At 68.6% G+C, this 25990-nt stretch carries 17 protein-coding genes; 10 read left to right on the top strand and 7 right to left on the bottom strand.

The features are described from left to right. Positions 1-114: 114 nt before the first annotated feature. Entirely contained in the window at positions 115-1332 is a 1218-nt protein-coding gene (locus OV208_RS40605; protein WP_267579353.1) for an HlyD family secretion protein, read from the top strand. Positions 1333-1334: 2 nt separating this feature from the next. Next, a complete protein-coding gene (locus OV208_RS40610) occupies positions 1335-4064 on the top strand; it encodes an ATP-binding cassette domain-containing protein (protein WP_267579354.1) in 2730 nt (909 codons plus the stop codon). Positions 4065-4519: 455 nt separating this feature from the next. Here the strand turns inward: OV208_RS40610 and OV208_RS40615 are convergent, their stop codons facing one another. Then, positions 4520-5206: a hypothetical protein gene (locus tag OV208_RS40615; RefSeq protein ID WP_267579355.1), complete on the bottom strand. Its 687-nt coding sequence runs from the start codon at positions 5204-5206 to the stop codon at positions 4520-4522. A gap of 148 nt (positions 5207-5354) precedes the next feature. On the opposite strand from OV208_RS40615, the gene OV208_RS40620 reads away from it, so the two are divergent. The 5 genes from OV208_RS40620 (at position 5355) to OV208_RS40640 (ending at position 13918) form a co-directional block, all read left to right on the top strand. Continuing rightward, positions 5355-6173 carry an ATP-binding cassette domain-containing protein gene (locus OV208_RS40620; RefSeq protein WP_267579356.1) on the top strand — a complete coding sequence of 273 codons (819 nt, stop codon included), beginning with the start codon at positions 5355-5357 and terminating at the stop codon, positions 6171-6173. Beyond that, positions 6170-7663 carry a TolC family protein gene (locus tag OV208_RS40625; protein ID WP_267579357.1) on the top strand — a complete coding sequence of 498 codons (1494 nt, stop codon included), beginning with the start codon at positions 6170-6172 and terminating at the stop codon, positions 7661-7663. The genes OV208_RS40620 and OV208_RS40625 overlap by 4 nt, the downstream gene beginning before the upstream one ends. 6 nt (positions 7664-7669) lie before the next feature. After that, positions 7670-9418 carry a hypothetical protein gene (locus OV208_RS40630; RefSeq protein ID WP_267579358.1) on the top strand — a complete coding sequence of 583 codons (1749 nt, stop codon included), beginning with the start codon at positions 7670-7672 and terminating at the stop codon, positions 9416-9418. Between the two features lie 8 nt (positions 9419-9426). Further along, positions 9427-10437: a phosphotransferase enzyme family protein gene (locus tag OV208_RS40635; RefSeq protein WP_267579359.1), complete on the top strand. Its 1011-nt coding sequence runs from the start codon at positions 9427-9429 to the stop codon at positions 10435-10437. 715 nt (positions 10438-11152) lie between these two features. Further along, the gene (locus tag OV208_RS40640) at positions 11153-13918 is read left to right on the top strand and encodes a bifunctional acetate--CoA ligase family protein/GNAT family N-acetyltransferase (RefSeq protein ID WP_267579461.1); all 2766 of its coding nucleotides are present in this window, start codon (positions 11153-11155) and stop codon (positions 13916-13918) included. Positions 13919-13949: 31 nt separating this feature from the next. Here the strand turns inward: OV208_RS40640 and OV208_RS40645 are convergent, their stop codons facing one another. From OV208_RS40645 to OV208_RS40655, 3 genes are all read right to left on the bottom strand, one after another. Continuing rightward, on the bottom strand, positions 13950-14765 hold the full coding sequence (locus OV208_RS40645; RefSeq protein WP_267579360.1) for a hypothetical protein: 816 nt from the start codon (positions 14763-14765) through the stop codon (positions 13950-13952). Between the two features lie 18 nt (positions 14766-14783). Then, positions 14784-15584 carry a hypothetical protein gene (locus tag OV208_RS40650; RefSeq protein ID WP_267579361.1) on the bottom strand — a complete coding sequence of 267 codons (801 nt, stop codon included), beginning with the start codon at positions 15582-15584 and terminating at the stop codon, positions 14784-14786. Positions 15585-15668: 84 nt separating this feature from the next. Continuing rightward, entirely contained in the window at positions 15669-17366 is a 1698-nt protein-coding gene (locus OV208_RS40655) for a serine/threonine-protein kinase (protein WP_267579362.1), read from the bottom strand. A 164-nt stretch (positions 17367-17530) separates the two neighbouring features. Here OV208_RS40655 and OV208_RS40660 point away from each other — a divergent pair, with 164 nt between their 5' ends. Beyond that, positions 17531-20089 (top strand): DEAD/DEAH box helicase, encoded by a 2559-nt coding sequence (locus OV208_RS40660; RefSeq protein ID WP_267579363.1) that lies wholly within the window; start codon positions 17531-17533, stop codon positions 20087-20089. Between the two features lie 18 nt (positions 20090-20107). Here the strand turns inward: OV208_RS40660 and OV208_RS40665 are convergent, their stop codons facing one another. Continuing rightward, positions 20108-20392 carry a LysR family transcriptional regulator gene (locus tag OV208_RS40665; RefSeq protein WP_120540309.1) on the bottom strand — a complete coding sequence of 95 codons (285 nt, stop codon included), beginning with the start codon at positions 20390-20392 and terminating at the stop codon, positions 20108-20110. Between the two features lie 100 nt (positions 20393-20492). Between OV208_RS40665 and map the strand changes: the two genes are divergently transcribed. After that, a complete protein-coding gene (gene map / locus OV208_RS40670; RefSeq protein ID WP_267579364.1) occupies positions 20493-21275 on the top strand; it encodes a type I methionyl aminopeptidase in 783 nt (260 codons plus the stop codon). 85 nt (positions 21276-21360) lie between these two features. Then, positions 21361-22377, top strand: a complete 1017-nt coding sequence (gene mltG, locus OV208_RS40675) for an endolytic transglycosylase MltG (protein WP_267579365.1) — start codon at positions 21361-21363, stop codon at positions 22375-22377. Between the two features lie 64 nt (positions 22378-22441). On the opposite strand, the gene OV208_RS40680 is transcribed toward mltG, so the two are convergent. After that, complete coding sequence (locus tag OV208_RS40680) at positions 22442-23395, bottom strand: hypothetical protein (RefSeq protein WP_267579462.1); 954 nt, start codon at positions 23393-23395, stop codon at positions 22442-22444. Between the two features lie 151 nt (positions 23396-23546). Next, a complete protein-coding gene (locus OV208_RS40685; protein ID WP_267579366.1) occupies positions 23547-25895 on the bottom strand; it encodes an immune inhibitor A domain-containing protein in 2349 nt (782 codons plus the stop codon). Between the last annotated feature and the right edge of the window lie 95 nt (positions 25896-25990).

Below are 25990 nucleotides of genomic sequence, written 5' to 3' on the forward strand. Positions count from 1 at the left end.
AAGTCCCGCGTCGCATCAAGGTGCCTGTATTCATGCAATGGGAGCGTGAATCACGAAGCAGTGGCCGAGGTGTTGACACGGCGCGACCATTAAGGCGACCTTGGTTCGCGGACCATGGCATATCCCTTCGAGCGGACCCTTCGTTCCCTGAACTACGAGTCGGACACGCGCCTCGTGTTCGTCGCTCTGATGGTGTTGTGCGCTGGCGGGCTCATCGTCTGGTCGCTGTTCGCCAAGGTCCCGCTCGTCAAGGCCAGCTCACAGGCCCGGATCGAGCCACACAACGCCGTCCATCGCATCGAGCCGCCCAGCGCGGGCAGGGTCGTGCTCTCGCTGCTCAAACTCGACCAGGAGGTCAAGGAAGGCGACCTTCTCATCGAGTTCGATGCACGGGTCGAGCGCCTCGAGCTCGAGCGGAGCAAGGCGACGCTCGCCGCGACCGAGAAGGAGCTCGCCATCATCCGCCAGCAGATCACCAACAAGCGCGAAGAGGCGGCTTTGACGGCACGGGTGGACGAGGTCGCAGTCAAGGAGGCGCTGGGGAGGGAGCAGGAGCTCGCGCCCAGGCACCGGCTCGCGGTGGAACGCGAGCAGCTGGCCCTCAAGAGCCCGACGGGCTCGGTTTCGGAGATGGAGAAGCTCGAGCGCACAACGGATGTCGACGCGCTCCGCTTCGCGCAGACGGCGCAGGGCCTGGCGCTCACCCGACTGCGGCGCGAGCAGAACGTGCGCCGTCAAGCCCTCGCCGCGCAGTTGCTGGAACTCGAGCGCGAGGAGCTGGGCGCCGAGGGGCGGATCCGGGAGCTCCAGGGCACCATCGACCGCCTCGAGTACCAGATCGAGCGGAAGCTGTATCGGGCGCCGGCCACGGGCCACCTGGTCGACGTGGCGGAGCTCGGCGCGGGAGCGTTCATCGCCGACGGGCAGCGGGTTGGCACCATCGTCGCGAGCGATGCCGAGGTGCGGGTGCGCGCCCGTTTCCCGAAGGAGGTCGTCGGATTGATCCAGCCCGGTCAAACGGCGCGCCTCAAGCTCGACGGCTACCCGATGACCATCTACGGGACGGTCCCCGCCAGGGTGACGGCCGTCGGGACCGAGCCCGGCCAGACCGCCACGCCCGAGGCCATCCCCGGTACGGTGCGCGTCGAGCTCAAGTTCGCACCGCCGGACGATCCGCGCATCCAACTGCGCCACGGCATGACCCTGACGGTGGAGGTCGAGGTCGCGCGGGCGTCGCCTGTCGCGCTGCTGATGCGGGCGGTCGGCGAATGGAATCCGCAGCCTGAAGAACAGCCCACGACCGAGTTTCGGCCCGAAGCCGAGGCCCGCTGACCATGACTCCTCCCAGGCGCCGGCGCTCGATCATTCCCGAGGTGATCCAGATCTCGGCGACGGATTGCGGCCCCGCTTCACTCAAGAGCCTGTTCGCGGGGATGGGCGCCGAGCTCAACTATCGCGTCCTTCGCGAAGTGTGTCAGACGGACGTCGATGGCACCTCGATCGTCACCTTGGATGAAGTCGCGAACCAGCTCGGGCTCGACGCCGAGGAGGTGATGCTTCCGCTCGATCACGTGGTGGTCCCCGAAGCCAAGGCGCTCCCCGCCATCATCGTCACGCTCAGCGCGGGAGGACGGCCGCACTTCGTGGTGCTGTGGAATCGCGTCGGCCCGTTCATCCAGGTCATGGACCCGGCGGCGGGCCGTCACTGGACCCGGATTTCGACGCTGCAGAGCCACCTGTACCAGCACACCACGTCCGTTCCGGCGACCGGCTGGCGCGAATGGGCCGGGTCCGAGGAGGCGGTCGCGACGATCGAGCGCCGCCTGCTGAACCTGGGTGCGACGCAGGCGCGGGCGCTGGTTGCCCGGGCGCTCGAGGACCCCGGGCATCTGTCGATCGCCAGGCTCGACGCCGCGTGCCGGGCGTCCGAAGCGATGATCCGCGCGGGCGCCGTCCGGCGAGGCCGGACGGCGGCGGGTCTGCTGCAATCCATGATTGCGAAGGACGATTCCGGCGAAGTGCCCATTCCCGCTGCCTATTGGTCCGTCCGCCCCAACCCCGAGGCGGAGGGCGAGCTGTCGATGACCGGCGCGGTGTTGATGCGGGTTCGCGGTTGGCGCGAGGCTTCGCGCGCAGGCGAAGACGCGCCGAGAGCCGTGCTCGCGAGCGACCTGGCGACGGAGCTCGTCGCCAAGCAGGTGAGCCCGGCGCGAACGCTGCTCCGCCTGCGAGGCGAAGATTCGTGGGTCGTTCCGGGCCTGATTGCGGTGGGACTGGTGTTCGCCACCTTCGGGCGGATCCTGCAAGCGCTGATGCTCCGTGGCGTGCTCGACCTGGGGCGCGACCTCGGCACGTTCGCGCAGCGTGCGACGGGCATGGCCGTTCTCGCGGGCGTCGCGCTCTGCTTCATGCTCATCCAAATCCCCGTTTCATTGGGATTGCTCGGCATCGGCCGCCGGCTCGAGGTGCGGCTGCGGAAGGCGTATTTCGAGAAGCTCCCCGAGATGGAGGACCGCTATTTCCAGAGCCGGCTCGCCTCCGACATGGCGTCTCGCACGCACCACATCCAGGCGATGCGGTCGCTGCCGCTCCTGCTCGCGCAGGCCTTGGTCCTGTCGCTCGAAGTCGCGAGCATCACTGCCGCGCTCATCTGGGCCGCACCGCACGCATGGCACATCGTGCTCGCGCTCGCGGCGGTCACGCTGCTCGTGCCCCTGGTCGCGCAGAAGCTGCTCTTCGAGCCCGACCTGCGCGTGCAGATGCACGCAGGCGCGCTCAGCGGATTCACCCTGAACGCGCTCGTCGGGCTCACGCCGATCCGGATTCACGGCGCCGAGCGGTCGCTGCGCCGCGCGCAGGAGACCTTGCTCGTCAGTTGGACCAAGGCGCGCTATTGGCTCCAGACGCTGTCGGTCGGGTTCGAAGGCGGGCTGATGCTGGTGAGCTACGGCCTCGTCATGCTGCTCGTCTATTCGTACCTCGCGGGCACCGATCGGGCTTCGCTGGTGTTGTTGGTCGTCTATTGGGCGCTGCGGTTCCCCATCCTCGGCCAGCGGTTGATGGTGCTGAGCCGCGCGTTCCCGAATGCGATGAACCGGGTTCGCCGGCTCCTCGACGTCATCGGCGACATCAAGGATCCGCCGGCCCGGCCCGAGGCGCCAGTGCAGGAGCCTGTCGCGCCCGCGGACGCCGCGAGCGGCGTTTCGATCGTGATGGAGAAGGTCCGCGTGAAAGGCGGCGGTCACACCATCCTCGACAAGGTTTCCTTGAACATCGCCCCCGGCGAGCACGTGGCCGTGGTCGGTGTCTCGGGAGCAGGCAAGTCGACGCTGGTCGGCCTTTTGCTCGGCTGGCTCCGGCCGGCGCGCGGCGAGATCAAGGTCGACGGGCAGGTGCTCGATCAGGCCGCTGTCGAGCGGCTGCGGCGCACCACGGCCTGGGTGGATCCGGCGATCAGTCTCTGGAACCAGAGCCTCATCGACAACCTCCGGTATGGCAACGACGGCGCGCACGGCTGGTCACTGTCGGGGGCGCTCAAGGGCGCCGAGATGCTCGACATCCTCGAGGCGCTTCCAGACGGGCTGCAGACGTCGTTGGGCGAAGGCGGAGGGCTGGTCTCGGGCGGCCAGGGTCAGCGCGTGCGCCTGGCGCGCGCGATGCTTCGCTCCGGCGTGCGCCTGGCCATCCTCGACGAGCCCTTTCGCGGTCTCGATCGCGACCGGCGCGCGCGGCTCCTCGCCGAGTCCCGGCGGCTCTGGGCAGACATCACGCTCCTCTGTGTCACCCACGACGTCGAGCACACCCAGGAGTTCGATCGCGTGCTCGTGATCGAGAACGGTCGGCTCCTCGAGAACGGGCCGCCGAAGGAGCTGCTCGCGAACAAAGAGTCGCGGTACGCCGTGCTCCTTCGCGCCGACCAGGAGAATCGCACGCTGCTCTGGGGCGGTGGGCGCTGGCGCCATTGGTGGCTTTCGGACGGCCAGCTGGTGGAGAGGCCGGCGCCGAAGCCGGTGGAGACGCCGGTCGCGGAGCCCGCCGCAGGCGAGTTGGAGCTGGTGGGATGACGCGCTCGCACTCCGACCTGTTGTGGCCGGTCGAGCGACTGCCCGACGCGCTGGAGCAACTGGCGCAGAGGCAAGGCTATGGCAGGGCTGCGGGCGAGATCGCTCCGCCCGCGGCGGCCGTCGAGCCGAGCCGGGTCTGGATGTTCGCGCTCGGAGATCGACTCGGCGTGGAGCTCGAGCCGATCACGCCGCTCTACCACGAGCTGCCCGACGTCCTCGAACGCGCCGCGCCCTGCATCCTCCAGGTCCGGCGAGACGGCGTCCCGTCCTATCTGGTGCTGCTGGGTGCGCGGCGCGGGAAGCTGCGCCTGCTCGCGCGCGACGCCACGGCGGTTTCGGTCCAGACGAAGAGCGCGCTCGCGCTCCTGCGCGAAGAGCAGGAAGCCACCGTCGCCGAGGTGGACCAGCTGCTCGGCGGCGTGGAGATGTCGCCCCGTGCGCGCGAGCACGCCCGCTCACAGATGCTGCTGCAGCGGCTCGGCCAGGCGCAGCTGCGCACCGGCTGGATCATGCGCCCCAGGCGCACCGCGAGCCGGCGGACGCTGCTCGGCGACATCCCGTCGCTCGCCGCCGGCATCCTCGTGAGCCACACGCTCCTCTCGCTGGTGCTGGCTGGCTCGTTCTGGTTGCTCGGTCGCGCCGCGCTCCAGGCCCACCTCGAGACCGGCTGGTTCCTGGGGTGGATCGCCGTGATCGCGTGCGCGATTCCGCTGCGCATGCTCGAGGTGTGGTGGCAGGGCGTGTTCTCGATCCGGCTCGGAACGCTGCTGAAGCAGCAACTGCTCGCGGGAACCCTCAAGCTGACCCCCGACGAGGTGCGGCTCGACGGCATCGGCCGCCATTTCGGCCGCGTCGCCGAGGCCGAGGTCGTCGAGCAGCTTGCGGTCGGCGGCGCCCTGCTCGCGGTGTTGTCGCTCGTCGACTTGATCCTGGCGGGCGTCATCCTCGTGCTCGGGGCGGGAGGGTGGCCCCAGGCGATGGTGCTCGTCCTGTGGGTCGTGGTCGCGTTCGTCCTCGCGCGCCGCCACTACGGCGTCCAGCGGGCGTGGTCGAGCGCGCGCGTCGAGATCACCCACGACCTGCTCGAGCGCATGCTCGGCCATCGAACGCGGCTGGCGCAGCTTCCACTCGAGCGCTGGCATGATGGCGAAGACGTCCGTTTGAGCGCCTACTCCGAGATCTCGAAGGTCATGGATCGCCGGACCATGCAGCTGACCGCGCTCCTGCGCGACGGCTGGTTGGTGCTCGCCCTGCTGACCTTGCTGCCGACGTTCAGCAGCGGTACGGCCAATGCCAGCGCGCTGGCGGTGTCCGTGGGCGGCATCTTGCTCGCGCTGCGAGCCTTCGACGAGGTCGCCGTCTACTTCCAGCAGGTCTCCCAGGCGGCGGTGTCGTTCGAGCAGATCCGCGACTTGTTGCTCGCGGTGGGCCGCCCCGAGCTCGAATCGAAAGTCCCTCTCGAAATGGAGGGAGGCAAGCCCACCGACGCCGCCGGCGGAACCCCTCATCCAGGCGCGGGGCGTGACCTTCCGGCACGACGCGCGCACCCGGCCGGTGCTCGAGAACTGCTCGTTCCAGATCGCGCAGGGCGACCGCATCCTGCTGGAGGGCCCATCGGGCGGTGGCAAGTCGACGCTGGTGTCGCTGTTGACGGGCCTGAGGACGCCGCAGGGCGGTGTGATGCTGCTGCACGCTTTGGACCGCGCGACGTTCGGCGCCTCGGGCTGGCGCAAGCGCATCACCGCCGCGCCGCAGTTCCACGAGAACCACGTCCTGTCCGGCAGCTTCGCGTACAATCTCCTGCTCGGGCGCGAGTGGCCGACCTCGCCCGAGCTGCGGACCAAGGCCGCCGCGCTGTGCAAGGAACTCGGGCTGGACGAGCTTGTCGCCAAGATGCCCGCCGGCCTCGAGGAGATGATCGGCGAGACTGGCTGGCAACTCTCGCACGGCGAGAAGAGCCGGCTCTACATCGCGCGCACGCTGCTGCAGGGGGTCGAGCTGGTCATCCTCGACGAGAGCTTCGCCTCCCTCGATCCCGAGACCATGCGGGTCGCGCAGCGCTGCGTCCTCAACCACGCGAAAGCCCTCGTGGTCGTCAGCCACCCATGAGACTTCGATTTACGCTCGCCCTCCTCGCGACGATCTGCTCCGGTTGCGAGCTGATCCGTCCCGTCGTCGTCGAACCGCCTCTGGCGCCGAGCAGCTACTCGACCGCCGTCGATCTGCGCACCGAGCCGCCCCAACCGTCCAGCGCACCCGAGGGCGGGGTTCCAAGCCCGCAGCCGTCGAAGGAGGGCGTGCCCGCGCAGCCAGCCGAGCCTGTCACCCAGGACGCAGTCTGGTGGACGGCGTTCGCCGATCCGGCTCTCGACACCGCCATCCAGGAGTGCTTCGGCGACAACCTGGCCCTGCGCGACGCGCGGGAGCTGATCTACGAGAACCAGCTCGACCCCAACGTGCCGCAAGGTTGGTGGTACCCGCTCCAGGTCGGCATCCTGAACCCGGCGGGGCTGCGTCATGTCGTTGCCAACCTTCCGCCCGCGCCGCCAACCCGGACCGAGTACAGCGTCGCCAACGTCGGTCTCGGCGTGGCCTACCAGGTCGACCTGTTTGGAGCCCTCGGTGCGCAGCGGCGCGCGGGATTGAACTTCGCCGAGCAGCAGCGGCAGCTCACCGAGGGCCGCGTCCAGGACCTCGCGGTGCGGATCACCCAGATCTGGTTCGACATCCTGGAGGCCCGCGCGCTCCGGGACCTCACGCTGCGGCAGATCGACTACAACAAGGAGCTGCTCCGGCTGATTCGAGCGCGGTTCGAGCAGCACCTCACGCCCCGGCTCGTGGTGCTGCAGCAGGAGCAGCTGCTGGTGAACCTCGAATCGCAGGTGCCGCTGATCGCCACCCGGAACGCGCTCTTGAATTCGGAGCTGAAGGCGCTGCTGGGCCGGGTACCCAGCCCCGCCGACGACGTCGTTCCACTCGATCGACAGCTTCCCGATCTCCCGCCCCCACCGAAACTCGGAACGCCGGGCGACCTGAACGTGAACACGCCCGAGATGCGGCTCGCGGAGCTGCGCGTCGCCGAGGTCGAGCACCGCATCAACGCGAACCTGGCGAGCTGGCTTCCGACGATCGAACTGGTGGGCAACGTGGGCGCTTCGAAATACGGCCTCTCGGAGCCGGTCCTGGGCGAGTCCGTCGTCGGGGTGGGCCTGACCTGGGCCCTGTTCGATGGAAGGCGAGTCACCGAGTACTTGCGACTGCCAATCCAGCTCCAGCGTCGCCATGTCCAATACCAGCTCGCGCTGCACACCGCGATCGGACGGGTGCAGGATGCCGTGGTCCAGGAGGAGAACGAGGCGACGAGCCTGCGCAGCCTGCGTGCGCAGGTCCAGCTCGGGCGGCAGCTCCTGGACGAGGCGAGGCGGCTCTTCGAGCAGGGGCAATCGGACTATCTGACGGTGCTCACCGCCCTGACGAATCTGGTCGGGCTCGAGCGCGCAAGTCTGCAAGCGCAACGGCTGCTGCTCAACCATCGCGTCGGGGTCTATCGCTCGCTCGGCGGCACCTGGTCGCGCGACGTCACACTGGAGCGGGAGTGAGAAGCCATGGCACAGCTGCAAGCGGATGAGATGCTCTACATTCCCAATCGAAGGCGGCTCACGCACGACCGGCTCGACGCAGGGAATGGCCAGCAGGTCCTGCACCTCTTCTATGGCGAGGTGGAGCTCATCTTCGACGAGCCGGACATCGCGCCCTTGGGCGAGAAGCTGCTCCAGGTCGAGCAATTTCAAGCCTCCGACGCCATGGCGTGGTCGGACGGCGCGCCCCATTCCTGGGACAAGATCCGGGACCTGCTCGAAGCATTGATCGAACAGCGGGTGTTGAGGCGGGTCTCGGATGCGCCCACGGGCCGCACCGCGGTGTCCTTCCCTGAGCGGTTGGGTGAGGTGCCAGCCGGGCGTGAGCCGCTCACGTTCAGCGCCCACGACAATCGTTGCCCCGTGCTGACCGAACAGGCGTTCGGACGGGCGTTCGAGCTCTCGAACCTCGAGGTGGTCGTGCCGGTCTACCGCGTGGCGCATCCGGCGCTCGACGGTGACGGCCGGCAAGTGGGCGAGAACAACGTCGCACCGCGCACCTTGTTCCTCGATCTCCCAACCGTGCGCAAGCAGTGCCAGTACGCGGGGAGCCGGTACCAGAACGAACTCCCGATGAACGTGACCGCGATGAAGGCCATGGCGCGTCAGTGGCCGGACCTGCTCTCGCTGACCGAGCAGTTCCGCAAGGCCTTCCTCGCGCGCATGCCGCCCCGGACCCCGGGCGTGCTCACCGCGGGCGAGCTCCACATGATGGTCGTCTGCACGCTCGCGTCGGTCGGGTACGTGCTGGTGAGGGGCACCCATCCGGTGCCGAACGGAGAGCTCGACAGCGGGCTCGCGGCCATGTTCCGGCTGATCGACGGAGTTCGCCTGGTCACCAACGACCTGGTGCGCGACGCCCCCGAGCAGCCCGTCACCGCGCAAACGATCGTGGACTATGCCGAGCGTCACGCGGTCTTCCATGGTCCGCACGGCGTGTGCGCAGGGCCGCCGGCGCTGATCAGCGAATATCTGCAGGTGTTGACCGGCTCGGCCCCGGCACCGATTGAGGCCCAGCCCGACATCGCAGCGCGCCTCGGCGATCTCGACGCCGCGATCGATTACGGCCTGCTCGGGCAGCGCGTCGAATCGGTGGTCCGCTTCCTCGGCGCGACCCAGGGGCTGCTCCACGAACGGCTCCGGGCGGCGTTCGCCGGACACCTCCCGCGCACCGCGCTGCAAGAGTGCGTGGAGGCGCCGATCGATGTCGCGCACTACCCGTTGCTCCGGGACGATTTCCCACTCGCAGAGACCTACCAGCGCGAGATCAAGCTCAGCCGCTGGTTGTTCGCGCGCATCGGCGAGGCGTTCCCCGGCACGCCACAGGGCACCTCGCTGGACGAGCTGGCGAAGCTGGATCCCGCCGAGCAGGCCACGAGCCAGCGGCGGCTGGCCGAGCTCTTCGCGCACCGGCTGCCGGGAGACGCGGTCGTGGCGGAGCCCATCTGCGGCGAGCTCGCTGGCGTCGCTGCCAGCGCGTTCGCCCTTGAGCGCCGGTGCCTGCGCGTCGTCGAGCGCGAGCAAGCGATGCTGAACCAGCGGCTCCGGCGCCCGGATCACCCCCTGACCGGCACAGACCTGGCTGTGTTCACGCGGCCGCGCAATGGCCCCCCGTTGGCGGAGACCCTCGCGCGCGGCCTGGGCGTCTCGGTCACCAGCGACTCTGCCTCGACCGTGCTGGGCTACGGTGAGAGCAGCCTCACGTTGAAGGACTAGAGGATTCGATGCATCCAGAGCTCGTCCGCCGCTTCCACGAACCGATTCGCGATGAGGCTGCGCGCCGGTATGGCCTGTCGCCCGAACAGCTCACCGAGCTCGCGGCCTTCGAGAACTTCGTCTACGAGGCGGAGAACGACGACGGCGAAGGCCTTATCTTGCGCATCTCGCACAGTACGCGGCGAACGATCGACTACACGCTGGGTGAGGTCGAGTTCGTTCGCTATCTGGCCGCCGCGCGCATTCCAATCGCCTCGCCGATCCTCTCCGATTCGGGGCAGTTCGTGGAGCGGATCGAAGACCGCGAGCCCGGCAGCTACTTCGTCGCCACCGCGTTCGAGCGCGCGCCGGGCATCGTCTTCGACGACGCGCCTCCGCTCAAGGAGCGCTACTGGAAGCCCCCCCTGTTCCGCGACCTGGGCCGGCTGTTCGCGCGGCTCCACAACCGCGCCGAGACCTACGCGCCTTCGAGCCCCAGGCTCAAGCGCCAGGAATGGCATGAGTACGACGTGGTCGACATCGACCGGTTCGCGCCCCCCGAGGAGAAGCTCGTTCGCGAGCGCACCGCGGCGATCATCGCGCGATTGAACCGGCTACCGCGAACACCGGAGAGCTACGGGCTGATCCACGCCGATCTCCACATGCACAACTTCTGCTTCGCCGAAGGGAAGATCACCGCGTTCGACTTCGACAACTGCGAGTACGCGTGGTTCGTCAAGGACATCGCGGTACTCCTCTTCTACATCGCGCGAGGCGAGGCTCGAGAGGCGCGCGACGAAGCGGCCGCTGCGTTCCTGGGGCCGTTCCTCGAAGGGTATCGGGAGCTCCGACGGATGGAGCGCGAGTGGCTCGCGGCCGTGCCGGACCTGCTCGCGCTCCAGCGCTCGATGAATTACGCGCTGTTCCACCAGTATCGCGACCCGGCCGTGCTCGACGAGAGCACGCTCGACCGGTGGGGGCGGTTCCGGCGCGACATCGAAGCGGACACACCCATCCTGCAGATTGATTTCAGCGTGTAACGGGCACCTCTCCAGCCTGCCGTGGAAGAAGGACCTGGCCCACCAGCTCGCCATCTGGCAGGGCGGCAATCACGACTGGCCCGTGTGGCGGGAAATGACTCAGCAGTACCTGCCCTGGTAGGCCCCGGGCCTTGGAGCCCGCTCAGGTCTCGAGCGGGCGCAGCGTGCCGGCGCTCACGCGGTGGAAGCGCCAGAGCAGCGCGAAGGCCACCGCGATGAGCCCCGCGCACAGGCCCCACCAGATGAGCTTGCCCGGGAAGGCTCAAGACGCTCACTCGGACACTCCTGGCAATCTGCTCGTCGGTGACTCCGACATGGGCTGCCAGCAGAATCTGCGCACGCTTGACGTGGCGCACCCGCCCAGTGCCGCAGCTCACCAGCGCCTCCAGCTCCGACTTCTCCTCGGCGGCCGACGCGCCTCTCTCCGCGGCGTGTTTGATCTGCCGACGTGCGGGATTTGGAGGGACGAACCTCCTTGTCAAAACGACGAGCGGTAGGCCGCTCCACGTCGCGCTGATGCCCGGCCAGCAGCCCGTTGACGAAATGCCCGGTCCACCGGATGTCTCTTGCGTGGGACGTCTGGTCGGCCGCCTGCTTCCAATACAGGACGAGGGGCCGTCCGCCGCGACGGCCCCTTCCTTCCATCTGGTGCACGATGGGGTCCGACCGGAAATTGAGCCTGAGCATGGCCACCCCACCGGAAGACGAGCGCACCATGGACGAGCAGCGCCCCCCCAAGGCCCCGGCACGGACGGACCCCTCCATCGACCTGCTCCACCAACGCGCCCGTCAGCCGCTGGAGTCGCTCTTCTCACCCCGCAGCGTCGCGGTGGTGGGGGCAAGCGAGCGGGCAGGCAGCGTGGGCCGCACCGTGCTGTGGAACCTCATCAGCAGCCCGTTCGGCGGCACCGTCTACCCCGTCAACCCGCAGCGCCCCAACGTGCTCGGCATCAAGGCGTGGCCGTCCCTGCGCGCGCTGCCGGAGGCCGTGGACCTGGCCGTCATCGTCACCCCCGCGAAGTCCGTCCCGGCCATCATCCGCGAGTGCGCGGAGGTCGGCGTCCGGGGCGCCATCATCATCTCCGCGGGCTTCAAGGAGACCGGGCCCGAAGGCGTGAAGCTGGAGCAGGAGGTGCTGAGCATCGCCCAGGCCGGGAACGTCCGCATCATTGGACCCAACTGCCTGGGCCTGATGCGCCCCACCACCGGCTTCAACGCGACGTTCGCCAAGGGCATGGCCCGGCCGGGCAACGTGGCGTTCATCAGCCAGTCCGGCGCGCTGCTCACCGCCATCCTCGACTGGAGCCTGCGCGAGTCCGTGGGCTTCAGCGCCTTCGTGTCCGTGGGCTCCATGCTGGATGTGGGGTGGGGCGACCTCATCGACTACCTGGCCGAGGATCCGATGACGCGCTCCATCCTGCTGTACATGGAGTCCATCGGCGACGCGCGCGCCTTCCTGTCCGCCGCGCGCGAGGTGGCCCTCACCAAGCCCATCATCGTCATCAAAGCCGGCCGCACCGCGCAGGCCGCGCAGGCCGCCGCGTCCCACACCGGCACGCTCGCCGGCAGTGACGAGGTGTTGAGCGCCGCGTTCCGCCGCGCGGGCGTTCTGCGCGTGGACTCCATCGAGGACCTGTTCCACATGGCGGAAGTGCTGGCCCGCCAGCCCCGGCCCTCCGGTCGCAGGCTCACGCTGCTCACCAACGCGGGCGGCCCCGCCGTGCTCGCCACGGATGCGCTGGTCGCGGGCGGCGGAGAGCTGGCCACGCTTTCCGCCGACACGCGCGCGCAGTTGGATGCGTTCCTGCCGCCGCCGTGGAGCCACGGCAATCCGGTGGACATCCTGGGCGACGCGGACGGTGAGCGCTACGCGAAGGCCCTGGAGGTGACGGGCGCGGATCCGAACAGCGACGGCCTGCTCGTCATCCTCACCCCTCAGGACATGACCGAGCCCACCAAGACGGCCGACCGCCTCAAGGGCTACGCGAAGCTGCCCGGCAAGCCCGTGCTCGCGAGCTGGATGGGCGGCTCCGAGGTCGCTGCGGGCGAGCGCATCCTCAACGACGCGGGCATCCCGACCTTCGGCTATCCGGACACCGCGGCCCGCGTCTTCAACTACATGTGGCGCTACGCGGACAACATCGCGGGCCTCTATGAAACGCCCACCCTGGCGGAGGAGCCCACCGGGGGAGGCCGCGACGTCGCACGCGCACTGATCGAGGAGGCCCGCGCCGCCGGCCGCACGCTCCTGTCGGAGTACGAATCCAAGCGCCTGCTGGCCGCCTACGGCATCCCCACCGTGGAGACGTGGCTCGCGACCTCCGAGGACGCGGCCGTGGAGAAGGCCCACGCGCTGGGCTTCCCCGTGGTGCTCAAGCTGCACTCGCTCACGGTGACGCACAAGACGGACGTGGGCGGCGTGCGACTGGACCTGCGCGACGAGGCCAGCGTGCGCCAGGCCTTCCAGGCCATCCGCGACGCGCTCATCGAGCGGGGCCTCCTGGACGCATTCGACGGCGTCACCGTGCAGCCCATGGCGAAGCTGGACGGCTATGAACTCATCCTGGGCAGCAGCCTGGACGCGCAGTTCGGGCCGGTGCTGCTCTTCGGCGCGGGCGGCACGTTGGTGGAGGTGTTCCAGGACCGGGCCCTGGGCCTGCCGCCCCTCAACACCACGCTGGCGCGGCGGATGATGGAGCGCACGCGGATCCACCACGCGTTGAAGGGCGTGCGCGGCCGGGCCCCGGTGGACCTGGGCGCGCTGGAGCGCCTGCTGGTGCGCTTCAGCCAACTGGTGGTGGAGCAGCCCTTCATCCGCGAGCTGGACATCAACCCGCTGCTCGCCTCCGCCGAGCGCATCATCGCGCTGGACGCCCGCGTGGTGCTGCACCCGCCGGACACCGCGGCCGCGTCGCTGCCAAGGCTGGCCATCGAACCGTACCCGCACCAGTACGCGGAGTTCTTCACGCTGAAGAGCGGCGAGCAGCTCATGCTGCGCCCCATCCGCCCGGAGGACGAGCCCGCGATGACGCGTTTCCACCAGGCGCTGTCCGAACAGACGGTGTTCATGCGCTACGCGGGCCTGATGAAGCTCAGCCAGCGCGTGGCCCATGAGCGGCTGGCGCGCATCTGCTTCAACGACTACGCGCGGGAGATGGCGCTCGTCGCCGAGCGGCGCTCACCGGACCTGAAGGATGGAGGCGAAATCCTCGCGGTGGGCCGGCTCACGCGCCTCAGGGGCACGAAGGACGCGGAGTTCGCCATCACCGTCAGTGACATCGCGCAGCGTCAGGGCCTGGGGGCGGAGCTGCTGCGGCGGCTGGTGGAGATTGGCCGGGACTGGGGCCTGCAGCGGATAGTCGCGGACATCCTCACGCGCAACCGCGGCATGCAGGCCGTCAGCAAGAAGCTGGGCTTCAGCATCCTCGAGAACGAGGAGCTGGCCCCGGACATGGTCAAGGCCGTGAAGGTGCTCGGCTGACCGTGCCCGGGGCTTGAAGGCCCCTACGGCATCACACGTCGTCGCAGGGCGTGCCCAGCCGCGCGCCCGTGTAGACGCCCAGCTCGTTGTAGATGAAGGGCAGGTTGTCGCCCACGGGCACCGCGCGCAGCTTCTGGCGCTTGCTCTTCACCACCCAGAAGGACGCCTCCTCACGGTCCACCACGAGGCGCAGGTCGCCGCCCTGGGTGGAGAAGATTTCGCCCTGCGAGTCGGTGACGACGTTGAGCATCTTCTGCGGCTTCACCTGGCCGCGCTGGCCCGTGAAGATGCGGAAGGACTTGTTGTCCTCGCCGATGCCGCGCTCCACCAGGTAGTACGTGCCCTTGTCATCTCGCAGCAGCGCGTACGGCTGGAACTTCATCGGGCTGGCCGCGAAGGTGGACTTGCGCAGCAGCTCCTTCGCCTTCTCCGCCTCCAGCGGCTGCTGGGGCAGGGCGCGGTCGCCGCAGCTGAGCGTGCACGTCTTCGAATCCTCGCTGAGCGCCAGCCGCGAAATCACCCGGTAGTCCACGCCGCGGAAGTTCGGGTTGGACTTGGGGGCGAAGAAGCGCGGCTCGAAGAAGTCCGCCTGCGTCGAGCTGTTGCTGCCGACGTTGGGCACCTGGACGAAGGACTTGCCGTCTCCGTAGTAGAGCTGACCGTCCGCCTCCGGGGTGGTGGGGACGAGGACGGAGTAGTGACCCTTGCCGTCCGTGCACACGCGGGTGGACTCCAGCACCATGCGCTCGCGCAGCTTCTTCTCCTGCCCCCAGGGCGGATCCATTGCGAGCGCGGCTTGCGGGGCGATGACGAACCCCAGGGCGATGACCATGTGTCGAAGTGACATGTTGTTCTGGGCTCCGGCCTAGAGGTTGTCGGTGAAGAAGGTGGTGGTCGCGTCGGGCTGGATCGTCTCACCCGACTTCACGGTCCAGATGACCTTCTGCGCTTCCAGCTTCAGCGCCGCCGCGGCGTCCACCCGGCACTCCACCGTCTGGACCTTCTGCTGGACGGTGCGCTTCGCCTCTTCGGACCGGGCGCACAGCTTCTGCAACGACTCCAGCGGGCCCGCGCAGTAGCTGGGGACGGACAGCTCGTTGAGGACCGGATCCGGGATGGTGTCCCACGCGATGGTGGCGGCCATCTTCGTGCCGCACGCCTTGTTCGCCTCGGCCAGGTTCTCACCCAGCTCCTTCTCCGCCTGGTCCGTCCAGAACTTCCGGTCGAAGGCGATGAAGGGCTTCAGGTCGCCGTCCTCCTCCGCGTCCTCGTAGCGCGCGAAGACCTTCTCCACCTTCAGCGCCGCGGTGCGGCCCGTGTCCGGCTTCAGGTGCGTGTAACCGGAGGCGCCCGCGGGGCTGAGGATGAGGTCCTCGAAGCCGCCCCGGTCGTGCACCGTGACGAAGCGCTGGGTGCGGCCGCGCCACTTCGTCCAATACCCGGTGCCGCGATCGCGATCCACGCTCGCGATGACGACCTTGCCGTCCAGCTCGCTCTTGGTGCCGTTGAACTCGAGCAGCGCCTTCTTCGAGTCGTGGGGCTCCAGCGGGATGATGGTGACCTGCTCACCGGCCTCGTTGGAATACACCTTGCCGGTCGCGGGCTTCATGCCCGCCACCGCGCTGTCGAGCCGCACGCCCCGGGCACACCCCAGGGACAAGGCCACGACGCTGACTGCCAGTAGAACTCTCACAGGGACTCCTTGAATGGGGGCGCGCTCGCCTTCCAGCTCCGCGCGCCAGGGACGACCTCAGAGGTCGATTTCGTACTTCTGACAGTATTGTCGGACCTTGGGACGCTCCGTTGCCGGCACCCGGGTCCAATTGGCCCGCGTATTCGCCAGGTCGCGCTGCTGGCAGTACACGCGGGTGAGCAGTGAGAACGACGCGCCGGTGACCTTCGTGCGCTGGCTGCGGCGGATGTGACGCAGTGCTTCCGCCGGGTTGTCCGCGTCCAGCGCACGCTGCGCCGCGGTCAGGTCCTCGCGGACACTGTCGGGCATCTTCTCCACGGCCTGGGACGTGGGGGGCTGGCCTCGCGTCACCTTGGCCTTGGTGCCCACGGGCGTGTCCATTGCGCCGATCGTGGGGTTGGGTGGATCCGCGTCCGGAACCGGCGTGGTCGAATTTTCGGGGTCCGCATCTGGCTTCTTCTGTTCCGGAGGCGCGGTCACCACGGCGACAGGCGGCGGCTTGACGTCGTCGGGCGGCGTGACGGCCACCGGGGGTGTCTGCACGGGGGGCGGCACCGTGATGGCCGTAGTCGTGCCCGCGCCGCGCCAGAAGAAGGCGGTGGTGAAGGCCGCGATGACCACGACGCCCACGGCCACGCCCACCAGCCACTTCGGTCGGGAGCGGGGCAGCGGCTGCGCGGCCAGCGACTCCGTGCGGGGACCCTGTGCTTGCGGGGACTCGTCCTGCCCGGCGTGGGGGCGCATGCCCACGGTGGGCACATGCTCCTGCGAGGGGGGCATGGGCGTGGGCACCGCTGACGGCGCGGAGGACACGGGGGCGGCGGTCTTCACGCGCGCGGGCTTCACTTCTCCCAGCGTCTGGAGCGTGCTGCCCGTCAGGTCCAGGATGAACGCGCCCACGTCCGGGTAGCGGTCCGCCGGACGCTTGGCCATCGCGCGGGTGATGGCCGTCACCACGTGCGGTGGCGTGTTGGGCGCCAGCGTCAGCAGCGGCGCGGGCTCCAGGTGGACGATTTGGTAGATCAGCTCCGCGATGTTGTCGCCGGAGTAGGGCGGCTGGCCGGCGAGCATCTCGTAGATCATGCAGCCGAACGAGAAGAGGTCCGTCCGCGAGTCCACGTCGCTGTTGTGGCCCATGGCCTGCTCGGGCGCCATGTACTGCGGCGTCCCCATCAGCACCGAGTCCAGCGTCTGCACCGTGCGCGAATCGATGAGCTTGGAGATGCCGAAGTCGAGCAGCTTCACCCGCTCGCTCACCACGCCGCCCGCTTCGGTGGGCACGAGGAACACGTTGCCCGGCTTCAGGTCGCGGTGCACCACGCCCGCGCGGTGTGCCGCCTGGAGCGCCGCGCCCATCTGCCGGGAGATGGAGAAGACCTCCTCCAGAGGCAGTTGCTTCCGCTTGCGCAACCGGCGCGACAGGCCTTCGCCGCGCAGGTACTCCATCACCATGAAGGGCGTTCCGTCCTCCAGGGTGTCGAAGTCCAGCACCTCCACGATGTTGGGGTGGCCCAGCCGGGAGGCGATCTCCGCCTCACGCCGGAAGCGCACCGCCACCTCCGGCGACAGCTCCTCCGCGCCGTGCAGCACCTTGATGGCCACCTGCTTGCCCGGCAGGCGCAGGTGGCGCGCCAGGAAGACCGCGCCCATCCCGCCCTTGCCCAGGACGGTGCCGATCTCATAGGTGGCGTTCAATATCCGCCCCGTGGTGAGGGGCTCGGACTGGGCGGAGGTGGGTTCGGTCGGCTTTTGCATCGGCGGTCCTTTTTCCTACTAAACCGGGCCGACATGATTGGAAAGCACCTGGGTCGAATCCTCCCCATCAGGTCGCCTGGACGGTCCTGAAGTCGCAGGTTCTGAGAGGGCGAGTCGCATTTTTCCCGGTGGGCGTAGAGCCCACGTCCTAGAGTTCGCCGGTGATGGATTCTTCCGATACTCGCGCCCCGCTCGCCGCCCTGTTGCCGAAGCCCGGCGAGCCCCCTCTCGACGCCGATGAAATCCTCAACCGCTTCGTGGGCTACGTGGCCACCAACGGGTTGAGCCTGTACTCCGCCCAGGAGGAAGCCATCCTGGAGCTCCTGAGCGACAAGCACCTGTTCCTCAAGACGCCCACGGGCTCCGGCAAGTCGCTGGTAGCCATGGCGCTGCACTTCAAGGCCATGGCCGAGGGCAAGGTGTCGTTCTACACGTGCCCCATCAAGGCGCTGGTGAACGAGAAGTTCTTCCAGCTCTCCAAGGCCTTCGGCCCGGAGAACGTGGGCATGCTCACGGGCGACGCGAGCATCAACCGCGAAGCGCCCATCCTCTGCTGCACGGCGGAAATCTTGGCGAACCTCGCGCTGCGCGACGCGTCCGCGCGCGTGGACGCGGTGGTGATGGACGAGTTCCATTACTACTCCGACAAGGAGCGCGGCACGGCCTGGCAGATTCCGCTGCTCGCGCTGCCGAAGACGCAGTTCCTGCTGATGTCCGCGACGCTGGGGGACACGCACATCATCGAGCAGAGCCTGGAGCAGCTCACCGGCCGCGAGGTGGCCACGGTGCGAAGCTCCGAGCGCCCCGTGCCGCTGGACTTCGACTACCGCGAGGCGGCGCTGCACGAGACCATCCAGGACCTCATTGCGCGCGGGAAGTACCCCATCTACCTGGTGAACTTCACGCAGCGCGCCGCCGCCGAGCAGGCGCAAAATCTCATGTCGGTGGACTTCAACACCAAGGAGGAGAAGGAGGAGCTGCGGCAGGCGTTGATGGACGCGCCCTTCGACACGCCCTACGGCAAGGACTTCCAGCGCTTCCTGCGCCACGGCATCGGGATGCACCACGCGGGCCTGCTGCCCAAGTACCGGCTGCTGGTGGAGAAGCTGGCGCAGCAGGGCCTGCTCAAGGTCATCAGCGGCACGGACACGCTGGGCGTGGGCGTGAACATCCCCATCCGCACGGTGCTCTTCACGCAGTTGTTCAAGTTCAACGGCGAGAAGCTGACGACGCTGAGCGTGCGCGACTTCAAGCAGATTTCGGGACGCGCGGGCCGCAAGGGCTTCGACACCGAGGGCAGCGTGGTGGCGCAGGCGCCCGAGTACATGGTGGAGAACATCAAGCAGGCGGCCAAGGAGGCCGCGGGCAAGAAGAAGACGCCCAAGGCGAAGCCGCCGCAGAAGGGCTTCGTGCAGTACGACAAGAGCACCTTCGAGCGGCTCCAGAACGGCATGCCGGAGCCGCTGGAGTCCCGCTTCGAGGTGAGCCACGGCCTGCTGCTCAACCTGCTCCAGAGCGACAAGACGGAGGGCAGCGGCGGCTACAAGCGGCTGGTGCAACTGGTGCGCCGTTCGCACAATTCGGAGTACACGAAGAAGAAGCTCCTGAAGGACGCCGCCATGTACTTCCGCACGCTGCGCGAGGCGGGCATCGTGCAGGTGGTGCAGTGGGAAGGGCGCTCCTCCACCGTGGAGGTGGCGGGCGAGCTGCAGCGCGACTTCAGCCTCAACCACACGCTGTCGCTGTACCTGCATGAGACGCTGGAGCTGTTGGATCCCGCGCTGGAGACGTACGCGCTGGACGTCGTCACGCTGGTGGAGTCCATCCTGGAGAACCCGGATGTGGTGCTCTACGCGCAGTTGCACCAGCTCAAGGGCGAGAAGATCCAGGAGATGAAGGCGCAGGGCATGGAGTACGACGACCGGATGGAGGAGCTGGAGAAGCTGGAGTGGCCCAAGCCCAACCGCGACTTCGTCTACAGCACCTTCAACGCCTTCGCGCGCAAGCACCCGTGGGTGGGCGAGGAGAACATCCGGCCCAAGGCCATCGTGCGCGACATGTTCGAGCGCTTCATGTCCTTCCACGACTACGTGCGGGAGTACGGCCTGCAGCGCAGCGAGGGCGTGCTGCTGCGCTACGTGGGAGATGTCTACAAGTCGCTGACGCAGACGGTGCCGGAGCGCTTCCGCAACGAGGAGGTGGACGACATCATCGACCACCTGCGCGCGACGCTGCGTCAGGTGGACTCCAGCCTCCTGGACGAGTGGGAGCGGATGAAGAACCCGGGCGCGCCCGTCGAGGCGAAGCCGGTGGTGGACCTGAAGCCCAAGGAGCTCACCGAGGACCCGAAGGCCTTCGCCGCGCGCGTGCGTGAGGAGCTGCACCGGCTGCTGCGCGCGCTGGGCCAGCGCCGCTACCTGGACGCGCTGGGCATGCTGGACAACGCCCTGGGCGAATGGACCGCGCCGAAGCTGGAGCAGGCGATGGCGCCGTACTTCGAGGAGCACAAGCTGGTGGTGCTCACGCCCCAGGCGCGCAAGCCGGCGAACACCCAGCTCAAGGAGGCTGGCACCCGTCAGTGGGAGGCCCAGCAGCGCATCATGGACCCGGAGGGCCACGGGGACTGGGTCATCGACGCGGAGATTGATTTGCGCGGCCGCCGCATGGACGACGGCCCCATCCTGATGCTGCGCCGCATTGGCGGCATGAGCGCGTGGACCTGACGGCCTGACGGGCGGCTGTCAGCTTGTGGGCGGCCTGGAGTCCCGGGCCGCCGCGCGCACGGTGTCCGCCGCCGCGTCCACCTCCGCGAGGATGCGGCGCGCGTGGTGGAGCAGGGCCTCTCCGGTGGGCAACAGGCGCATGCCCCGGGGAACGCGCTCGAACAGGGGCGTGCCCAGTTCGTCCTCCAGCGCGAGGATGTGACGGCTGAGCGGCGGCTGGGTGATGTGGAGCCGGAGCGCGGCCCGGCCCACATGGCCCTCTTCCGCCACCGCGACGAAGGACTGGAGGTGCGTGATGCTCACGCGCCCCAGGCTAGCGCGAGACCTGCGCGCCGTGCACGTGGCCGGACGATGCCAGAACAGCATTGGACGTTGCGAAGGGGCGGATGCCACCTTGCCCGCCATGGGCATTCCACTCTTCAAGGGCACCGAGGTTGAACGGCTGCGCCTCGCGGGACTCGCGGCGGCCGGCACGCTGGCGCATGTCGCCGGCAAGCTCCAGCCGGGCGTGACGACGGCGGACATCGACATGTGGGTTCGCGAGGACACGGCGCGCCGGGGCGGCACCCCCAGCCAGCTTGGCTACAAGGGGTTTCCCGCAACGGTGTGCACCAGCCGCAACCACGTGGTGTGCCATGGCATCCCGCGCCCGGATGAACACCTGAAGCCCGGGGACATCGTCAACGTGGACGTGACGACGTGCCTGGACGGCTTCCATGGGGACACCTCCGCCACGTTCCTCATCGGCGAGGTGTCCTCCGACGCGAAGCACGTCGTGGACGTGGCGCGGCGGTGCCGGGACGCGGGCGTGGCGGTGGTGCGACATGGCGCCCGGTTGGGGGACATTGGCGCGGCGGTGATGGCGCTGGCGAAGGCGGAAGGGTGCAGCGTGGTGGAGGAGTTCGGCGGCCACGGCATCGGCCGGCAGATGCATGGCCCGCCGCATGTGTCCCACGTGGGCAAGGCGGGGACGGGCATCACCCTGCGCTCGGGGATGGTGCTCACCATCGAGCCCATGGTGAACCTGGGCCGCCCGGACATCCGGATGATGCCGGACGGGTGGACGGTGGTGACGGCGGACGGCAGCCTGTCCGCCCAGTTCGAACACACCGTGCTCGTCACCCGGGACGGCTGCGAGGTGCTGACCCCGGGCGAGCTGTCCCTCCACATCCCCGGCGGGTGTTGAGAAGGGGGCGCTTGCGTCCGCCTGTCTGGCTGCGTGTCGAGCGGTTCTCGTTGGCAGCGTCAGGGCCGGTGATAATTTGCCGGCCATGAAGAAGATCCTGGTCGCGCTCCTGGTGCTCATCGTCCTGGCGGTCGCGGGCGTGGCGGGAGTGTATTCGTACGCGCAGAAGGCCGTCACGACGCCGCACGCCTCCGAAGATGCCACCCCGAAGGAATTCATCGTGAAGAAGGGCGCGTCCGCGCGCTCCCTGGGCCAGCAGCTCCAGTCCCAGGGCTTCCTGGACGACGCCCGCATCTGGCGCTTCCACCTGTGGCGCCGGGGCAGCCTCAACGTGAAGGCGGGCCGCTTCATGCTGAGCCCGACCTCCTCCGTGGAGCAACTGGCCACCGCGCTGGAGGGCCCACCGCTGCCGGAGGACGTGCCCTTCGCGATGATCGAAGGCTGGCGCCTGCGCGACACCGACCAGGTGCTCGCCGCGCAGGGCCTGATCAAACCGGGCGAGTACATCGCCGCGGCCAGCCGCTCGGAGCGCTTCACCGCGCCGTTCCCCCTGCCCACGCGCGGGCTGGAGGGCTACCTGTACCCGGAGACGTACGGCATCGTGGTGGAGGGCTTCAAGGTGGAGGCCTTCATCCAGCGGCAGTTGGAAACCTTCCGCGCCCGCTTCTACGACGCGCACAAGGCGGAGATCGACAAGAGCGGCCGGTCGCTGCACGACATCGTGGTGATGGCCTCCATGCTGGAGCGCGAGGAGCCCACGCCTTCGCAGCGCCCGCTCGTCGCGGGCATCCTCTGGAAGCGCGTGGACAAGGGCTTCGCGCTGGGCGTGGACGCGACGAGCCGCTACGAGCTGGCGGAGTGGAACGATCGCAAGGAGTTCCTCAAGAGGCTGCGCGACAAGTCGGACCCGTGGAACTCGCGCACCCGCATCGGTCTGCCGCCCGGCCCCATTGGGGCACCGACGGTGGACTCGCTGCTCGCCGCGCTGCGGCCGACGAAGAGCGACTTCTTGTACTACCTGCACGACGCGCAGAGGATCCTCCGCCCCTCGCGCAACGCGCAGGAGCACGAAGCGCTCCGCGCCAAGTACAACGTGTACTGAGCGCGCCACCACGTTCGAGGTGGAGCTGCCGCTCCAGCAGGCCTGACGGACCCGGGCGCGCTGGCTAGGGCGCGGGTTCCGGCGTCTTCTGGAACTTCTGCGCGAGGATGCGCTCGGCCGCGTCCGCGAGCAGATCGCGGGCCATGCGCGTCTCCTCGCCGAAGATGCCCGTGGACGTGCGCGCGTCCAGCACGTGCGTCGCGAGCAGCGAGAAGGCCGCGGCCTCGTCGAACGTCGCCTCGGAGGACAGGACGCGCTTGCCGGGATGGGGGTCCTCCTCGTGGAAGCGGCCCTCCCAGCTCTCTCCCAGCGTGATGGCGAAGTACTGCGTCGCCACGTTGCCGGGTCGCGACATGTGCGAGGCGGCGACCACCGCCCGGAGCTGCTCGCGCTCGTCGGACGTCATCTGCTGCTTCCACGCTTCGACCGCCGCGTGCATGGTCTCAATCTGATCCCTCGCCGCGTCCTCCGCGTTCTTCAGCAGGTCGGGCACCTGGGCGTGGATGAACGCGGAGAGGTCCTCCTGGGCCACGCGGTTCGCGGCCAGCACGGCGTCCACGAGCGCCTGCGAGGCGTCCAGTACGCGGTGCTGCCGCTCCAGGGCCTTGGCGGGAAGGCCCCGCGCCGCGAAGCTGTCGCGCACCTCGGTGATGAGCCTGCGCAGGGGGGTGAGCCGGACGCGGGTGTCGTCGTCGAGCGCATCCTTCAGCGGGGCCAGCAGCAGGTAGAGCGCGAGCGGGACGTGGGTGACGGCCTTGTACACGTGGTAGCGGCGCGTGCGCGAAGGCGCTTCGAAGCGCTGGCCGCCCTTGCGCAGGATGAGCAGGTCGTCGATCTGCGCGATGACCGGCCCCATGCGCGACAGCACCGCTTCCCGGCGCGCGGCGTACGCGTCCCGGAACGCCTGGTTGAGCACGGAGAGCGGATCCGCGGCCTCCAGCGCTACGGTGCGCGCGACCTCGGAAGGGGGCTCGGGGGGAGGGGAAGGGGAGGAAGGGCCTACGGGGCACTCGGCCATGGCGCGCACGCTAGCGCTCCCGGAACGCCCTTCGCGCGAGGCCCTTCGACGGGTGTCGGGATTCCTTCAACCGCGCATCCGCCATGCGACGAAGGCCGGCCCCGCGTGGATGCGGGACCGGCCTCCGGATTCAACGGTTCAGCGGGTCGCTTCAGTCAACCGGACGCACCTGCACCTGCATCACGGTCCCGGCCTTGTTCTCGCTCAGGACCTCGATGATGGTGCCCGTGGGGGGGACCTTCACGCCGGCGTACGGCTGCGTGGCGTACCAGAAGGTGTTCAGGTCGTTGAACACCGGCACCGCGGGCTGCGAGACGTAATCGTTGCGCGGGAAGCCACTGGGCTTGAGGGACAGCGGGAAGCTGGGCTGCAGGCCGAAGGTCGCGTCGTGCGTCTGCACGCGGCCGGACCAGTAGCGGCCGTCGCTGCGCTGCAGGGGCTGCGGGCGCGAGTCGATGGGCAGGATGCGGCCCTCACCCGGGTGCACGGACACGCGGTTGTCCGGCACGGACGTGTCCCAGTAGGTGATCAGCAGACCGGGGTTGTAGGCGTAGCGCTCGGCGTAGTCGATGAGGCCCTCCGCGCTGAAGCCGAAGTTGTACGGACCGGTCTCCAGGCCCGTGTCATAGCCGCGGAACTGTCGCCACTCGGCCAGGTAGTAGTTGTCGTAGTAGGTCTGGGTGCCGTCGTTCAGGAAGAACGTGGCCTGATCCCAGTACTTGCCGCCGTTCTCCGCGTCGTCGCCGAAGACGTACTTGTTCTTCGCCCAGAGCTGGAAGCCGTCCACCAGGAAGCCCCGGCCGAACTCCGCGCCGTCCGTCTTGTAGCGGATCTTCAGCGTGACCTTCTTGCCCGCGTGGGCGGACAGGTCGAAGGACAGCGGCACCCAGCCGTCGGACAGGCCGGTGATGCCATTGCCCAGGTTGTTGCCGAACGGATCCGACGTGCGGCTCACGGGGCTGGGCAGGTTGACGAACGGGCCGTCCTCCACCGCGAGCGCGACGTAGGCGTAGTCCCAGTCCTCCTCGATGTCGAACCACGTGGAGAACGTGAACGTGATGGGCGTCTTGTTCGGCAGCTTCACCGTCTTGAGGAGCACGCGGTCCAGGTTGTTGCCCGCGCCGCCCTGCCACGAGAACTGCCCTTCGATGGGCGCCACCGTGACCTGCGGACGGGGCTTCGCGGGCAGGTTCACCACCAGCGCCTGCTTCGCGTTCTGGGACGTCACGCCCGACGGACCCAGCTTGTGGTACGAGTACAGGCCGTGGGTCGTGGTGGCGTGATCCAACCAGCCCAACTGCAGCTTGTCCCAGGCGAAGAAGTCACCCGGCCGGCTGCCGATGTCCGTGGTGCCGTCGTTCAGGTACGAGCCCGACGACATGATGGTCCAGAAGCCCGTCCCGTTGTCCGCCGCGTTCGTCGTGTCGTAGTGGTCCGGCAGGCCCAGGTCGTGGCCGTACTCGTGCGCGAACACGCCCAGTCCGCCGTTCTCCGGCTGGATGGTGTAGTCGCCCACCCACTTGTCCACGTTCGTGCCGAAGCGCGTGCCGCCGTTCGGGTTGTTCGCGGGGCCCGTGCCGTCCGCGCTCAGGCCCGTGCTGTAGGCGAACCAGCGGTGGCTCCACACCGCGTTGGGGCCCTGCGCGCCGCCGCCCGTCTCCTCGCCCACGCCCGCGTGGACGATCTGGAAGTGGTCGATGTAGCCGTCCGGCTCGTCGAAGTTGCCGTCGCCGTCGTGGTCATACCGGTCCCACGTGTCGAACGTGTCCAGGTACGCCTTGATCTCCGCGGGCGTCTTGCCGGCGGCCACCTGGCCCTGCGTCCACGCCTTGATGGCGTCGCTGATGAGCGGCCACACGGAGTTGGAGCAGCTGGAGGAGCCGCACAGGTTGTTGCCGTAGCGCGCGGCGTTGTACGGCACGCGCACCCATTCAGACACGGCGCCGTTGACGATGTAGCGGCCCGACGAAGCGGCCTTGTAGAAGTTCGCCACGGAGTCCGCGCCGGGCGTCGTGTCGAAGTAGAGCTTCTCGTAGTGCGCGCGGTCGTAGTCCGGCTGCCAGATGGTGGTGTTGTCCACCGCCCGGTCCGGCTCTTCAATCAGGTTGTGCAGCGGCCCGGGGATGTTGCCGCCGGGGTTCGTGGCGGGGTTGCCGAACACCGGGTGGATCTGCGTTCCGTACTCCACCAGGATGACGAAGATGCGGTCCGTGCGCTCCAGCTCCAGCTCCACGAACTTGCCGTTGCCCAGCTTGTGCACCTTGCCCGGCTGACCGCGGCCTTCGATGCGCTCCTGGAGCGCCTGGGCCTTCAGCTCCTTCTGCTGTTCACCCAACCGGTGTGGCAGATCATCGGACACATCCTCCACGGCCACCTTGCGCAGGCCCGCGGACGGCGACGCGATGTCGGGTTGCGGCTTCTCGTACCAGGCGCGCTCCGCGTACGCCGATGGGGCGATCGCGAGCAGGCTCCAGGCAAGCCATGACGGGGGTTTCCGCATTGCCACTCCTTGGAAGGGATCCCGGTGGGGTCCGGGATGACCGAGGTTTTAGTGGAAGCGCGGGGAGCATTGGAAGACCGGGACGTTAAAAAATT

The organism is Corallococcus sp. bb12-1 (assembly GCF_026626765.1).
GTDB classification, from domain to species: domain Bacteria; phylum Myxococcota; class Myxococcia; order Myxococcales; family Myxococcaceae; genus Corallococcus; species Corallococcus terminator.